The sequence below is a fragment of the Siminovitchia acidinfaciens genome (assembly GCF_003605385.1).
Classification (GTDB): Bacteria; Bacillota; Bacilli; order Bacillales; family Bacillaceae_C; genus Siminovitchia; species Siminovitchia acidinfaciens.
This window is the reverse complement of sequence record NZ_QYTV02000001.1, coordinates 631,768-645,599: the sequence shown is the minus strand read 5'-3', so window position 1 is coordinate 645,599 and position 13,832 is coordinate 631,768. Positions and strand designations below refer to the sequence as shown.

16 protein-coding genes, 1 riboswitch and 2 other annotated features are annotated in these 13,832 nt (G+C 43.9%); of the genes, 5 read left to right on the top strand and 11 right to left on the bottom strand.

From position 1 onward, the window contains the following. Positions 1-4: 4 nt before the first annotated feature. Positions 5-251 (bottom strand) — a binding site (T-box leader). Positions 252-374: 123 nt separating this feature from the next. After that, positions 375-630, bottom strand: a binding site (T-box leader). An 82-nt stretch (positions 631-712) separates the two neighbouring features. Next, the gene (gene brnQ / locus D4T97_RS02935; protein WP_126047469.1) at positions 713-2,083 is read right to left on the bottom strand and encodes a branched-chain amino acid transport system II carrier protein; all 1,371 of its coding nucleotides are present in this window, start codon (positions 2,081-2,083) and stop codon (positions 713-715) included. Positions 2,084-2,288: 205 nt separating this feature from the next. Between brnQ and D4T97_RS02930 the strand changes: the two genes are divergently transcribed. From D4T97_RS02930 to wrbA, 5 genes are all read left to right on the top strand, one after another. Next, complete coding sequence (locus tag D4T97_RS02930; protein ID WP_126047467.1) at positions 2,289-2,720, top strand: MarR family winged helix-turn-helix transcriptional regulator; 432 nt, start codon at positions 2,289-2,291, stop codon at positions 2,718-2,720. Positions 2,721-2,733: 13 nt separating this feature from the next. Beyond that, the gene (locus D4T97_RS02925; protein ID WP_126047465.1) at positions 2,734-3,669 is read left to right on the top strand and encodes a ring-cleaving dioxygenase; all 936 of its coding nucleotides are present in this window, start codon (positions 2,734-2,736) and stop codon (positions 3,667-3,669) included. Positions 3,670-3,684: 15 nt separating this feature from the next. Further along, the gene (locus tag D4T97_RS02920; protein WP_126047464.1) at positions 3,685-4,296 is read left to right on the top strand and encodes a flavin reductase family protein; all 612 of its coding nucleotides are present in this window, start codon (positions 3,685-3,687) and stop codon (positions 4,294-4,296) included. A gap of 12 nt (positions 4,297-4,308) precedes the next feature. Next, positions 4,309-4,914: an alpha/beta hydrolase gene (locus tag D4T97_RS02915; RefSeq protein WP_126047462.1), complete on the top strand. Its 606-nt coding sequence runs from the start codon at positions 4,309-4,311 to the stop codon at positions 4,912-4,914. 78 nt (positions 4,915-4,992) lie between these two features. Next, positions 4,993-5,604 carry an NAD(P)H:quinone oxidoreductase gene (gene wrbA / locus D4T97_RS02910; RefSeq protein ID WP_126047460.1) on the top strand — a complete coding sequence of 204 codons (612 nt, stop codon included), beginning with the start codon at positions 4,993-4,995 and terminating at the stop codon, positions 5,602-5,604. A gap of 192 nt (positions 5,605-5,796) precedes the next feature. On the opposite strand, the gene D4T97_RS02905 is transcribed toward wrbA, so the two are convergent. The 10 genes from D4T97_RS02905 to D4T97_RS02860 all read right to left on the bottom strand — a co-directional run bounded on the left by D4T97_RS02905 (position 5,797) and on the right by D4T97_RS02860 (position 13,725). After that, complete coding sequence (locus tag D4T97_RS02905; RefSeq protein WP_126047458.1) at positions 5,797-6,012, bottom strand: hypothetical protein; 216 nt, start codon at positions 6,010-6,012, stop codon at positions 5,797-5,799. A 49-nt stretch (positions 6,013-6,061) separates the two neighbouring features. Continuing rightward, positions 6,062-6,847, bottom strand: coding sequence for a TatD family hydrolase (locus tag D4T97_RS02900; protein ID WP_126048047.1), 786 nt, complete (start codon positions 6,845-6,847; stop codon positions 6,062-6,064). A gap of 1 nt (position 6,848) precedes the next feature. After that, positions 6,849-7,589, bottom strand: coding sequence for an ABC transporter ATP-binding protein (locus D4T97_RS02895; protein ID WP_126047456.1), 741 nt, complete (start codon positions 7,587-7,589; stop codon positions 6,849-6,851). After that, positions 7,590-8,351, bottom strand: a complete 762-nt coding sequence (locus D4T97_RS02890; protein ID WP_126047454.1) for an ABC transporter permease — start codon at positions 8,349-8,351, stop codon at positions 7,590-7,592. Next, positions 8,348-8,641, bottom strand: coding sequence for an MTH1187 family thiamine-binding protein (locus D4T97_RS02885; RefSeq protein WP_126047452.1), 294 nt, complete (start codon positions 8,639-8,641; stop codon positions 8,348-8,350). The genes D4T97_RS02890 and D4T97_RS02885 overlap by 4 nt, the downstream gene beginning before the upstream one ends. Positions 8,642-8,652: 11 nt before the next feature. Then, on the bottom strand, positions 8,653-9,660 hold the full coding sequence (locus D4T97_RS02880; protein ID WP_126047450.1) for an ABC transporter substrate-binding protein: 1,008 nt from the start codon (positions 9,658-9,660) through the stop codon (positions 8,653-8,655). A 434-nt stretch (positions 9,661-10,094) separates the two neighbouring features. Then, a riboswitch (TPP riboswitch) is annotated at positions 10,095-10,205 on the bottom strand. A 196-nt stretch (positions 10,206-10,401) separates the two neighbouring features. Further along, positions 10,402-11,640, bottom strand: a complete 1,239-nt coding sequence (locus tag D4T97_RS02875; protein ID WP_126047448.1) for a helix-turn-helix domain-containing protein — start codon at positions 11,638-11,640, stop codon at positions 10,402-10,404. Between the two features lie 70 nt (positions 11,641-11,710). Continuing rightward, the gene (locus tag D4T97_RS02870) at positions 11,711-12,634 is read right to left on the bottom strand and encodes a TIGR01777 family oxidoreductase (protein ID WP_126047446.1); all 924 of its coding nucleotides are present in this window, start codon (positions 12,632-12,634) and stop codon (positions 11,711-11,713) included. Positions 12,635-12,653: 19 nt separating this feature from the next. Beyond that, positions 12,654-13,106 carry an SRPBCC family protein gene (locus tag D4T97_RS02865; protein WP_164525446.1) on the bottom strand — a complete coding sequence of 151 codons (453 nt, stop codon included), beginning with the start codon at positions 13,104-13,106 and terminating at the stop codon, positions 12,654-12,656. Positions 13,107-13,263: 157 nt separating this feature from the next. Next, positions 13,264-13,725 carry a hypothetical protein gene (locus tag D4T97_RS02860; RefSeq protein ID WP_126047442.1) on the bottom strand — a complete coding sequence of 154 codons (462 nt, stop codon included), beginning with the start codon at positions 13,723-13,725 and terminating at the stop codon, positions 13,264-13,266. Positions 13,726-13,832 lie beyond the last annotated feature (107 nt).

Here is a 13,832-nt window from a genome sequence, read left to right as displayed (position 1 = left end):
ATTTATAGAGGGCGAAAGTACGCGGTGCCACCTCTTATTGAAGACATGAAAATCTCCATCTCTTTCGGGTACAGCGCCAGCTTATCCGGCCGATACCCTATCCCTTTAACGGGGGAAACCGTCTTTCCCTACTTCTCTTCAGGAAACCTCTCATAAGCCCATTCCACAAAGCGGTCCGCACCGGATTCCCACCATCACCGGTTCTCTGTAACGTACGTGCCATGTGTACTCTTCTTATTCATCGATTTGGTTTATGTTGTTATAAAAATTATTAATTGCTACTAATTTGTGATCCGAATTAATGTTGCGTCTAGCTTCAGCGCCTATAGGCGCCTGCCGCTTTTCTTTATATAAATACATAAAGGGCCCCTCATCCAAAGGACGAGGGAACCCGTGGTACCACCTTTATTAGCCGAAATTCGGCTCACTTTGCCGGCAGCAAGCACATACGCTTATTGCCCGTCTCTTATAACGTTGAGACTCGCACGTCTAAACCTACTGACTGCCTTGCGGCAAAGTTCAGTTTGAAGGCTCGGAAGTCCATTCACCATTCCCACACACCAGTTCACACCACCCACTGGCTCTCTTAAGTGTTGAAAAACAGCTACTCCTCTTCGTCACAGCCGGAATTATCCGTAAAGTTTTAATTATTTATGATAATATCTTTTTCATAAATGGATGTCAAGACCATTTGGTCAATTTTTTAATAAAATCAGACTTCAGACGCCTTCAAGTCTTCTTGTTTATTAGAAATCACTCGTCCAATAATTCCCGTCACAACGATCACTGGAAGGACAGGTACTAGCCAGCCAAGGCCTTCAGCATACATTGGAAGATTGCTTTCATAAAAATCAACAATCGGAGCCATCCAGCCCCAATATGGGATTTCAAACAAGGCACAGAATGTTTTTAGCCCGTCGATGATGCTGATGCAGAAAGTCACTGCAGTTGCAGCCACATATACCAGGCGTGAATGCTTGAACAATGGTGACAAGAATGTAAGCAGCATTAGAACAATTGCCAAAGGATACAGGAACATCAACACTGGAATCGAATAGTTGATGATATTCGCCAACCCGAAATTCGCGATTGTAAAAGACAACAACGAAAAGAAAACAACGAATGCTTTATAGCTGATTTTTGGAAAAAGAGTATGGAAATATTCCCCGCAAGCCGTGATCAATCCAATACTTGTAGTTAAGCAAGCTAGGATGATAATTACCGCAAGCATAATCAATCCGAACGTACCAAAATAATAAGAAGATGCACCACTCAATACAGGTCCACCTGTATCAAAAAGGCCGAATTTCTCCGTACTGGTCGCACCCAAATAAGCGATACCTACGTAGATGATACTTAGAAATAGTGTTGCAACAATACCGGATTTCATTGTTGCTGACAGGATGTCCTTTTTGCTAGTAACACCTAAAGCGCGGATTGCATTGATGACGATAATACCGAAAACGAGTGATGCAAGAGCATCCATCGTATTATATCCTTCTGTAAAACCTTTTAGGAATGCGCCGCTGCTATACGCTTCCTGAGGTGCTTCAAATGAGCCCATCGGTTTGACAATGACTGTTATAAGTAAAACAGCAAGAAGAATAATGATACCCGGTGACAGAATCTTTCCGACACGGTCTACCATTTTTGAAGGATTCAGCGAAAGCCAGACAGTGATTCCGAAAAACGCAAGAGTGAAAATGAACAGCCCGATTTTTGCAAAATCATCGCCGACAAAAGGAGCAATCCCGATATCATAAGCCACTGCTCCTGTACGCGGAGTTGCGAAAAAAGGTCCAATTGTCAGATAAAGAAGCGATGTAAAAATCACTGCATAAATCGGATTGATCCTACTCGCAAGTTCCTGAAGATTGCGACTTCCTGAAAAGCCCATGGCAAGTATTCCAAGAAATGGCAAGCCAGTTCCTGTAATTAAAAATCCAATAACAGCAGGCCAAAGATTTGTTCCGGCATTCTGTCCAAGCGACGCTGGAAAAATAAGGTTTCCTGCCCCAAAGAATAACGCAAATAACATCACACCAATAATAAAGTATGATGAAAAAGAAAGTTTTTTCTCCATAGTAATTGGTTCCCCTCCAAAATGTTGAAAAAGTAAGAATAATGTCGAATATAATAGAGACTCTACTATATTACCTTTTTTACTGTTGGTATGCAATAAGTGGAATAATTTTCAACTTTTATTATTTGACAATAAGTTTTCGGCGATATAAAATATTCTCAATTCATATAGTTTGAATTCAGAATAACTTCGTGGAGGTTTCAACATGGGTGAAAACTTGGGCTTAAAATCATTCGTTGTCCTGATGAAAGCCGCCAAGTCGATTGAAGAAAAGGTCAAACAGGATGTCGCCAACTACGATGTCAACCTTTCTGAATTTGCCGTCTTGGAAGCTCTCTATCACAAGGGACAGTTGACGGTCCAGCAAATTTGCAGCAAAGTCTTGATTGCCAGCGGATCAATGACATATGTCATTGATAAGTTGGAGAAAAAAGGCATGCTCGAAAGGAAAACGTGCCCAGTAGATAGAAGGGTAATCCATGTGATTTTAACGGAACAGGGAAACGCATTTATGGAAAAGGTTTTTCCTGTGCATCAACAATTGATTGATAAGATTTTTGGCGATTTAGGCGAGAAAGATAAAGAATCATTAATCAGCATGTTAAAGAAAATCGGACAGAAAGCCGGAAGCATTTAAAGGAGATGAGCTTGTGAAAAAAACCGCAGGGATACATCATATCACAGCAATTGTCGGACATCCTCAGGAAAACGTGGATTTTTACGCCGGTGTACTGGGTTTGAGAATGGTCAAGAAAACAGTCAACTTTGATGACCCGGGCACGTACCATCTGTATTTCGGAAATGAAGGCGGAAGGCCCGGTACAATCATTACATTTTTTCCATGGCCCGATGCGTATCCGGGAAAAATCGGTGACGGTCAAGTAGGCGTGACTTCGTATGCGGTGCCTTTAGACGCAATACCATTCTGGGAAAAGCGTCTGGAGACGCTTCAAGTGCCTTTTACCAAATCCGAGCGCTTTGGAGAAAGTTATCTCTCGTTGACTGATCCGCACGGCCTTCAACTGGAAATTGTCGAAAGGGAAGCGGGAGAGAAAAACACTTGGGCTTTTGATGGGATCCATCCTGATGTCGCCATCAAAGGGTTTGGAGGTGCAACACTTTTATCTTCGCGTCCGGAGAAAACGGCGGAACTGTTGGAAAATATCATGGGTCTTGAAAAAGTCGGGGAAGAAGGCGGATTGATCCGATTCCGCTCATCTGCCGATATTGGAAATGTCATCGACCTGAAATCAACCCGGAGCGGTCCCGGCAGAATGGGCGTCGGCACCGTGCACCATATCGCCTGGCGTGCAGCAGACGATGCCGATCAGCTGGACTGGCAAAAATACGTCGCCAGCCATGGATATGGCGTGACGCCCGTCCAAGACAGGAACTATTTTAACGCCATCTATTTCAGAGAGCATGGAAATATCCTTTTTGAAATTGCGACTGATCCGCCGGGATTCGCCCACGATGAATCGTTCGAGACGATGGGTGAAAAATTGATGCTTCCACAGCAGTATGAAATGTATAGACAGCGGTTGGAGGAGAGCCTGATTCCAATTAAGGTAAGGGAACTGAATTAAGGGGAGGGTATTGTAATGATATCAATCGATCCATTTCAAAACAGTGAAAGGGATAATTACAAACTTCTGATTGGAAGCATTATTCCAAGACCCATCGCTTTTGTGACAAGCCAAACGAAAGACGGCACGATCAACGGTGCGCCGTTCAGCTACTTTAACATCGTCTCTTCCAACCCGCCGATGATTTCGCTGGCAATCCAGCGGAAAAACGGAATGCCCAAAGATACCGCGCACAACATTCAAGAGCGGAAAGAATTCGTCGTTCACATCGTTGATGAACAAAACGTGACTAAGATCAATGAAACAGCAGCCTCTCTTCCACCTGATGAAAGTGAGCTGGACGTTGCACAATTGGCAACGGTAGACAGCAGGATGGTCTCAGTTCCTGGGATAAAAGAAGCCAAAGTGAGAATGGAATGCGTATTGGAGCAAGCCGTGGCACTTGGAGGTAACGGCGACACGCCTGGCGTCGATCTGATCATCGGCAAAGTGGTCCAATTCCATTTCGATGAAGAAATATATTTTGATGGAAAAATTGATCCTGATGCTTTGAGAGCAGTGAGCCGTTTGGCTGGGAACAATTATGCAAAAGTAGGAGAAATCTTTGAGATTGAAAGACCGAAATGAAAGGAGAAAACTATGAAGCATATTTTTAAAAAAGGGAAATTATCAAATCCGACCTTGCTTTTACTTCACGGGACAGGAGGAACTGAATCCGACCTCCTACCTCTGGCAGAAATCATCGACAAGGACGCCTCGGTATTGAGCGTCCGCGGTAATGTCCTGGAAAATGGGATGCCCCGTTTTTTCCGTAGATTGGCAGAGGGTGTATTTGATGAACAGGATTTAATTTTCCGTACAAATGAATTGAACGAATTTTTGGATGAGGCAGCAGGACAATACGAATTTGACCGGAATAATGTTGTAGCCATCGGATATTCAAACGGCGCCAACATTGCAGCAAGCTTATTGTTTCATGATAAAGATTCATTAAAAGGAGCGATTTTACACCATCCGATGGTGCCGAGAAGAGGAATTGAACTTCCGGATCTGACAGGCAGGCATGTTTTTATAGCGGCTGGTAAAAATGACCCAATGTGCCCGCCCGAAGAATCTAAGGATCTTTATGACTTGCTTACCGGGGCCCATGCCGATGTGACGGTACATTGGGAACATAACGGGCACCAATTGACCAGGACCGAGGTTGTAGAAGCCGCTAAATCGTATGAAAAAATCTATCTCTAATTCATCTTCCTTTTAAGAGGATTGATTTTTGCCCAGCAGGGAAAACAAGAGTTGTAATAAGCTCTAGGAGGAGATGGAATGGCAAACGTTAAACTCGCAGTCATTTATTACAGCTCAACTGGAACAAATCATCAATTGGCAAAATGGGCAGAAGAAGGAGCGAAAGAAGCAGGTGCTGAGGTAAGGGTGTTAAAGGTGCCTGAACTGGCCCCACAGTCGGCCATTGAGTCCAATCCGCTCTGGAAAGCCCACGTAGAGAAGACAAAGAATGTCCCGGAAGCAAAATCTGAGGATTTGGAATGGGCGGATGCCATCATATTCAGCGTTCCAACCAGGTTCGGCAACCCTGCCAGCCAAATGAAGCAATTTCTTGATTTGCAGGGCGGCCTCTGGGCAAAAGGCAAACTCGCGAACAAAGTTGTCAGCGCCATGACTTCTGCGCAGAACCCTCACGGCGGACAAGAGGCAACAATTTTATCTTTATATACAACGATGTATCATTGGGGCGCTATCGTAGCGGCTCCGGGTTACACGGACCCTGTGTTGTTTGGCGCGGGAGGAAACCCTTATGGGACAAGCGTCTCCGTCGACCAGGACGGGAATATGGTGGAGGACGTTAAGGATGCTGTCAACTATCAGGCGAAACGTACTGTGACCGTTGCAGAGTGGGTGAAAAACGGGAGTCAGTGACCGTGGATAACAAACTCGATCGGTAGCGTACCTTTTGAAGAACAATGTTACCGCAAGTTGTGCTGCGAGGGCATACTTGAATAATGCCTGTTTACGCGCACAAGAGCGGAATTCCGCATCTATACGTATAAGGATTCTGCAATAAAAACTGCTTTAAAAAAAGCTGACCTTCAACGGTCAGCTTTTTACACTTTATTCATCTTTACGCGGTCCATAAGAAGCTTTCTTATCATCCTCAAACTCTTCCCTTTTTTCCACCAGTTCGTTAGAAATATCATCGACTGGCATGACCAGCTGATCACGCTGCGCCTGCTTCACTTTGTCTTTGTAAAAAGCTTTATCCTTCTCATTGCGTTCTTCCAGGGCCTTCGCCCTGTCTATCTTATTTTGTGTCGGTTTAGATCCCATGTTTACTCCCTCCACTTCTTTATTCTTCTTTTTTCCTTAAAAAGGGAGTTTAAAACATGTTCAATCGATAGAATTTGGCGGTGTTGTCATACAGCGTTCGATACGCCTCTTCCCGTCCGCAGTTTTTTATCGAAGTAATGGCGGTAATTGTATCATGGATCATTATTGGCTGCGTCATTTTCCCTGTAAAAGGTCCTTCAAAACGCCACGGTCCATCGGTTTCCACCATCATTTGTCCGAGGGGGTACTTTTTTACCAGCTCCTGGATTTCCTTCTCATAAATAAGATCAGGAGTCACGGAAATAAACCATCCGTTTTCAATCATCCGCCCCACAGTCTTTGAATCTCCTTTAAACCAATGGAAATGCGCTTTTTCCACTCCATGCTTTTCCAATAAATCACAGGCGATCGGCGCATCATCGTACACGGCATGTAAAATGACCGGCTTGTCCCATTGCTTAGCCTTCACAATGAATTGTTCGAGTAGGTCAATGTGCTCATCAATTGAAAAACCGGTTCCCTTTTCCGTACGCAAATAATAAGGTAGTCCCACTTCCCCGACAGCGACCATTTGCTTCTGATATTTTTCCATCCAGGAAAATAAATCCTGAAGCTCTTCATCTGAAGGCAATTCCTGCTCCGGGTGAAATCCGAATGCCGGATGCACCTGATCATATGTTTCGGCCAGTTGTAAATTACGCAAACAAGAATCCAAATGGAAAGATACCGAGATCAAATCCGTACACTCGGCAGAGTTCAGCCCCGCCATGATCTCTTCAATTTCTTTTTGCTCGTACAAATCCAAATGAATGTGGGAATCAATCACTCGATTCATTTTAGTCACCGCCATTCACAATCCAGCGGCTGATTTCCTGCTTCCAGTCAAAAAACTCTCTCGAAAAAAACAGCTCCTTTTTTCGTGGCCTACCGAAAGGCAGCTTATATTCCTTGACTACAGTTGCCGGTTTCGTTGACAGGACTACGATCCGATCAGACAGGAAAAGAGCCTCTTCAATATTGTGTGTTACGAAAAGAATCGTCTTTTTATACTCCATCCAGATGGACTGAAGCCATTGCTGCATATCCTGCCTCGTGAAATCATCAAGCGCTGAGAACGGCTCATCCAGGAGAATGAGAGATTGCGGGCTTAATAATGCCCGAATAAAAGCGGCTCGTTGCTTCATTCCGCCTGATAAAGCATCCGGCAGTTCATTTTCATAGCCTGCCAGCCCGGCTTTTTCAATCATTTCCAATGCCCGGGCTTTATCAGTTTTTCCGGTCAGCTCCTGCCCCAGAAGCACATTTTGTAATATCGTCCGCCAAGGAAACAAGGAATGCTGCTGCGGCATATAGCTAATATGTCCGCGTTCTCCTGTAATTTCCTGGTCGCTCAAAAAGACACCACCCTCATCAGGTGTCAAAAGACCCCCAATGGTATGAAAAAGTGTACTTTTACCGCTGCCGGAGGGCCCGAGTATAGTGACAAATTCCCCTCCCTCAACTGTAAGGCGGATATCTTTCAATACTTCTTTTCCAGCGAAGCTAATGGACAAATTTCTGATTTCCAAATGACTCATTTATCCAACCTTCTTTCTTCTCCATTTAACAAGCTTCGCTTCGATAGCCACGATAATTGCAAAAAACAGCAAGCTCAAGATCATAATGATAATTATGGCTACAAAAACCCGATCTGTCCGGAAAGAGGAAGAAGCCAGTGTCATATAGACGCCGATTCCGTTTTTTGCTCCGAGCCACTCTGAAATGACCGCTCCCATCACACTGTACGTCGCTGAAATTTTCAAGCCTGAAAAAACCGAGGAAAGAGCGTACGGCCACTCCAGCTTGGAAAACAACTGGGTTTTGGAAGCGCCGGCCATAAGCATATAATGCTTCATATCAGAAGGGACATTGCGAAACCCGTCCATCGCAGCCACTGTCACCGGAAAAAAGCAGACAAGCGTAATGACGATGATTTTTGGAAGCAGACCGAAGCCGAACCAAATGACCAAAAGCGGAGCCAATACGATGATCGGGACGTTTTGGGATAAAATCAACAACGGATAAACAGATTCCTGCACACCTGGCAGCAAATGCAAAATGACAGCAGTCAGCAGTCCGATGGAACAGCCAATTAAAAAGCCGCCAGCCGCAAGAGCAGTGGTCGACTGCAGATGCGGCAGAAGCCCCTCATAGCCAGCCAAAGCTTCCGTTATTATAGAAGAAGGAGCCGGTAGGAGCCATCCCGGAATATCGAGCATTTTTACAGCTAATTCCCATATACATAATAAAAGGAGGAGGACCGCTGCCGGCCTCCATCCTTTTTTTATGACCCAGTTCATTTTTGGTATTTCTCCGTCAACTGGTCCATTGTTATTCCTTCCGGCTGATATAAAATTTTCACTTGCGAAATGACGTTTTTGCTCCCCATTTCAATCATCCGCTCATTCATTCTCCTGATGACTTCCATCAATTCTGAGAATTCCCCTTCCATTGTCGTTTCCAACGGATGCACCTCATACTTGACGCCCGCTTCCTGAATCACTTTGATCGCTTCATCCACGTATGGAATGACATCTTCGCCGTTTTTCGTTTTCGGGATGATTTGTATGCTAATCAGTGAGTTGGCCATTTTCAGCCCTCCTATTTAGGTAAAAATTCATTGGTGAACGCTTTGTCCACATCGATCTCTTTTTCCAGCAATCCTTTTCCGAGCATCCAATCCATATAATTTTTCCAAACTTCGGCTTTTTGTTCTCCCCATCGCGGAGCATCATCCTGATACTTCGGCGATAACCATTTCTGGCTTGCCTTTACAAGCTCAGGGTCCAGATCAGGAACAGCAGTGATTAAAATATCAGCGGCCTTTTCGGGTTCATCGATGGCAAATTGATACCCTTTGGTCACCGCGGCCATGAAGGCTTTTACCGTCTCCGGATCATTCTCAATCATTTTTTCACTCGTCGAAATGACCGGCGTGTAATAATCGAGCTTATCGGTGTAATCCGTCAAGTAAACCATGTTGATTTTTTCTCCGCGCAGCTCAGCTTCCACGCCTGTCCACGCGTAATAAATCCAAGCAAAATCAATGTCTCTTTTTACAGCTGTAAAAAAGTCGGAGTCGCCCATATTAACGATGTCCACCTTCTCCACATCCGCTCCTTCAGTCTCCATCAAAGAGCCCAAAACCGCTTTTTCAAGCGGGGCTCCCCAGCCTCCGTAAGCTTTTCCTTCAAAGTCTTTCGGCGATTTAATGTTCTTTTCAGCTGGAGATGCAAACCCGGACGTGTTATGCTGGATCACTGCTCCAATGGAAACAAGCGGTACATCCTGTACGCGCGCTTCAGTTATGCTCTCCTGGTAGCTGACCCCAAATTCAGACTTCCCTGAGGCTACAAGCTGGTCCGAACCGGCTTCACCCGGTAGGATGATTTCCACATCGAGCCCCTCATCTTTAAAATAACCTTGATCCTTTGCAACATATAACCCTGTGTGGTTCGTATTCGGCGACCAATCCAGGACAACAGATACCTTTTTCAGGGCGTCCTCTTTTTCAGCGTTCTCAGCGGAATCCTTTTTCTCATCAGCATTCCCGCTGCATCCGGCCAATAGTAATAAGATAAAAGCAAAACTTGCCAACCACTTTTTCATTGAGTGTCCTCCTAGATGTTATGTATATTAGAAAAGCGCAAGGCGCCTTGATCAGCCCCGACAAGCACAAGACGATTCCCGAGGAGGTAGTTCTTCAGCCACCACAGGGAAGCTACTGACTTCAATCACACCGTGTGAAACTTCTTTGAATATGCTTCGTGCAGCTTTGCGACGAGCTGAACAAAACTTCCTCGAATATCTATGGCGCAGGAGCACATTCTTCTTGAATCAGCTTCCTTGCAGGCTTGTGACCTCGAGGGGCTAGGCGCCTGGCAGGCTCAAGCAGCGACGTCCTGTCGCTTCGCCTGCACTAGCACTTCCTGTGCGTCGGAGCTAGACATACCGTTTCCTAATTTGAATAGAAAATTTGGTATGATTTTATACTTCTTTAACTAAAAGAAAAGCGCCGGGGAAGTTGAACCCAGGCGCCAAGGCATTCATAGTTTGACGTTCCCTTCGCTGGTATGAGCCAGATCAGGTTCAAAGGGTCAGCAATTCCCCGAAAGCTTTCTCAACCGGCTTCACCGGTTCCCCTACAAAAATAATTATTTAATTCAACATCATTATAGCAGAAAAAAATAAAAACTGCCCCGTAAATGGAGCAGCTTCCCCTGTCTTGCATTCTAATTACAATGGAGGGAAAATAGGCGGTGACTGCGGAGTGATTCCGCCTCCAAAAATCGGAGCAGCGTATAATACCCAGGCAACGCCTGCTGTAAGAATAAGCTTTTTCATGGTTCATCACCTTTCTGCAATTTTTTTATAATAATAAAGTGCTTTATCCGTATTTTTTGCTGAATAATATTTAGCTAAGGATAAAGCAAATTTATTATAATCCTCAATAAAAAAGAGCTTATCTAAATAGGGTAGGACTTCTTCTTCCAAATAGCTCATCGCTTTATCCTTTTGATCCCTCAATAAGTATTGATAATACTTGAAAGTTAAATGCTGTTTCCTTGTTGCACTTGTTTTTGTTTCACGCAATATTTTAGATATATTACGAAGAGCTTTTTCCTTCTCCCCTTGAGTTATCAACAATTCGGTGTAACTACACAGGCTCATCAAATATTCTATATCACTTTTTGCATGTTCCATGGAATGAAGATAATACTCAAAGGCTTCTTCCATGTTCCCCGTCTTTTCCAACAACAGGGCATAGTTGTTATACATGGCTGAAGTCAGTTCTTCAGCATTTATTAGATTCATGTTTTTAAAGATAAATTGATACTGTTCCTCGGCATTATCGTAAAGCCCTAAATCCGTGTAAGCTATGCCTAGCAAAAATTGAGTATGCAATATCCTCAAATAGTTGAACGTTCTTGAATACTCTTCCAGTGCGTTGAGACCATATGCTACACAGCTACTGCTGTCTTTCAGATTGCCAAAATTGAAAGCAATAAAATAATATAGCTCCGCTTTCCAATTTGAGGGCAGCAAATCATTGGCTTCGAGTCTTAACAATACATCCAAAGAGGGCTTATACTCTCCCTTGAACATTTGCAAAAGCGCATTCAAATACTCATAAAGTTCCCTTTCCTGGGCACTTAACGAGTTTGCAATTTGCCTGAGGATTTCCTTTTCCTTCTCGGCGTTCTCAATGTCGTTGACAAGCAAAAAGTAACGGTATACATAAAGGTGGTAGCGTGCTATGTAGTTGGAGAATGTAATGTATTCACGCTGTTCTTCCACACGTTTGAAGCATTCTGTCGCCCGTTTCTTATCATAAGAAAGGACAGCATCGAGCAATTTAGTGAGGTCGGCAGCAATGGACTTCGTCGCTTTTTGAATTGATTCCAACGAAATGTCCAAACGGTCGAGCAGCAGCATTATAGTTTCCTGATTCACTTCTTTGTTGTAGTTCTCAAACTTGCTCAAATGGGTAACAGAGCAGATGCCATTACAAAGCTCGGACTGAGTCATGTTCCGCAGCTGGCGATGATACTTGATCATTGCACCAATATTCATTTTCTCCAAATTCATCTTTTCATCCTCTAGTCATGCTACTTTTATAGATAAATAGTAGCACAATTTGGATAATAAATCTATTTTTTCATGAACTTGTAATCTTTGTCTTTAAAAAAATATCTTTAAGTGCGCTTTCCAGTTCAGGAAAAAGATACTCATAATGATGCACCTTGGCTTTTTCCGGAAGAACGCGTTGGCCCCGGATAATCATGCTGCTCATTTCGCCCAAAATCACCTTCAAAGCAGTTTCAGGTACAGGGAGCCAGTGCGGTTTTCTTAAAACAGAGCCGAGCACTTTGCCAAACTCCTTCATCATTACAGGCGTCGGGGCGGTGACATTGAGCGGCCCTTCTATGGCATGAGTGTCGATGGCAAATTTGATCATCTTGGCAGCATCGTCAACATGAATCCATGACACCCATTGCCTTCCAGTACCAATCGTTCCGCCGATTCCCACTTTGTAAGGAAGCGCCATCAGAGGGAGTGCCCCTTCACGGCCAAGGATGATCCCAAAACGGGCAAAAACTGTCCTGACGCCATAGCGGCTTGCTTCAGACGCTTTTCGCTCCCACTTTTGTACCGTGTCAGCCAGGAAATCGTTAGCGTCACTAGGACTTTTTTCCGTAAAAACTTCTGTGTCCGACATTCCATAATATCCGACAGCCGAAGCATTAATTAGCACCTGTGGCTTCCTCTCCAATTTGTCAATCAGCTTTATGATTTCCCCTGTTGCCTCCATCCTGCTTTGCAGGATTCGTTCTTTCTTTTGCTTTGTCCAGCGAAGTCCGTTTATTGATTCTCCGGCCAGGTTGACGATAGCATCCACGTTTCCCATCTCTTTTTCCGGGTGGCTATTTTCCTTCAGCCACTCGACAGCCCTCAACCTGTCCGTCTGTCGGATATTTTCAGGGTTTCTTGTTAAAATAGTCACACGGCTTTCTTCGGATAGCAGCTTTTCCTGCAAAACCTGCCCGACAAACCCGCTTCCACCGGCAATGACAACATGCACTTGTCCCCACGCTCCCTTATTACGAAAATATTTCTTTCAACTTTTCATTCCTATATGTAAACATCTCCGTCATTTTCCTTTGGACAAAAGGCTGAAAGGCGGATCCAATCATGCCTAACGGCAGAGCATAGTTCAGGTGGTCACGTACTTCTGTCCCTATAGCTTTTTCATAAAACAGATGCTTATGCCGCCAATAGGCGAAAGGTCCTTTTCTCTGTTCATCGATGAATCGTTCAAGTTCGATAACTTCTGTTATTTCGCCTTCCCACCTAGTTCGGAAGCCTGGAAATGGAGACAGGCAATAGGTAATCCGTTGGCCGGGAAACATACGGGAAGGCGACTCCTGCATAAATTTGAATTTAAGTTTCGGTGGTGTAAGAACAGCCAGATTGCCGGGATTTGAAAAAAAGCCCCACACTTCCTCTATTGGCGCATTCACGATCAGACTGTTATTCATATGATATATCTTCAAGCCGGATACCCCTTTTTTCCTCTTTAAATGATACATAGCTTAGCTTACATTATATTCAAATAACTAACTAACCAAATCTTCTAGCACTGTTACTTTATATTGAATTTGAAGAAATTTGGAACATGCAAAAAGCCGATCAATAGATCGGCTTTTTGTATTATGATAAGTCGATTGTTTTTAATTCTTCCTTCTTTTTCTCAGTGACCGTGAATCCCAGCTTTTCAAGCGACTGAATGATGTCGCTGCAATAGTCTTTGTGGGTAATGAGAAATGTTCGGTCGGCTTCAATTTTTTCTTTTACATTTGACAGCATTGAAAAAAGCGCCGCTGTCTTCTCATAAGTTTCATCTTTTGGCATGTCTTCCAAAAGTGCTGTCGTCTCTTCCGTAACCGGCAAAATCCATACTTCGCAAGGGTGGGGTATTTCAAGCAACTGATTGAATACATCCATTTTTTCTAACGGGGTTCTAAATGTAAAATCGGTTAGTTCGTAAACACATGAATGAGAATAATCGATATCGGGAAAAGGTGAAGGATCCCCTTTAACAAAAGATTTAATTTTTAAATTGGTTTCTCCAACTAGCATATGGTCATCCGAGTGAGAATAAATCGTACTCACTGTTGTGCCCCCTCTCCATTTCTTGCTTGGTTTTCTCTTTAGATTGATACATACCCTTCTTTCCCAATTCTTAAACGTAATGCATTGCTAATATGCCTTTATTTTAT

Coding starts and splice junctions, on each gene's coding strand:
- brnQ (WP_126047469.1), bottom strand. CDS start 2,083: ATGGAGAAAAAACTTTCTTTTTCATCATACTTTATTATTGGTGTGATG.
- D4T97_RS02930 (WP_126047467.1), top strand. CDS start 2,289: ATGGGTGAAAACTTGGGCTTAAAATCATTCGTTGTCCTGATGAAAGCC.
- D4T97_RS02920 (WP_126047464.1), top strand. CDS start 3,685: ATGATATCAATCGATCCATTTCAAAACAGTGAAAGGGATAATTACAAA.
- D4T97_RS02915 (WP_126047462.1), top strand. CDS start 4,309: ATGAAGCATATTTTTAAAAAAGGGAAATTATCAAATCCGACCTTGCTT.
- wrbA (WP_126047460.1), top strand. CDS start 4,993: ATGGCAAACGTTAAACTCGCAGTCATTTATTACAGCTCAACTGGAACA.
- D4T97_RS02905 (WP_126047458.1), bottom strand. CDS start 6,012: ATGGGATCTAAACCGACACAAAATAAGATAGACAGGGCGAAGGCCCTG.
- D4T97_RS02900 (WP_126048047.1), bottom strand. CDS start 6,847: ATGAATCGAGTGATTGATTCCCACATTCATTTGGATTTGTACGAGCAA.
- D4T97_RS02895 (WP_126047456.1), bottom strand. CDS start 7,589: ATGAGTCATTTGGAAATCAGAAATTTGTCCATTAGCTTCGCTGGAAAA.
- D4T97_RS02890 (WP_126047454.1), bottom strand. CDS start 8,351: ATGAACTGGGTCATAAAAAAAGGATGGAGGCCGGCAGCGGTCCTCCTC.
- D4T97_RS02885 (WP_126047452.1), bottom strand. CDS start 8,641: ATGGCCAACTCACTGATTAGCATACAAATCATCCCGAAAACGAAAAAC.
- D4T97_RS02880 (WP_126047450.1), bottom strand. CDS start 9,660: ATGAAAAAGTGGTTGGCAAGTTTTGCTTTTATCTTATTACTATTGGCC.
- D4T97_RS02875 (WP_126047448.1), bottom strand. CDS start 11,640: ATGAATTTGGAGAAAATGAATATTGGTGCAATGATCAAGTATCATCGC.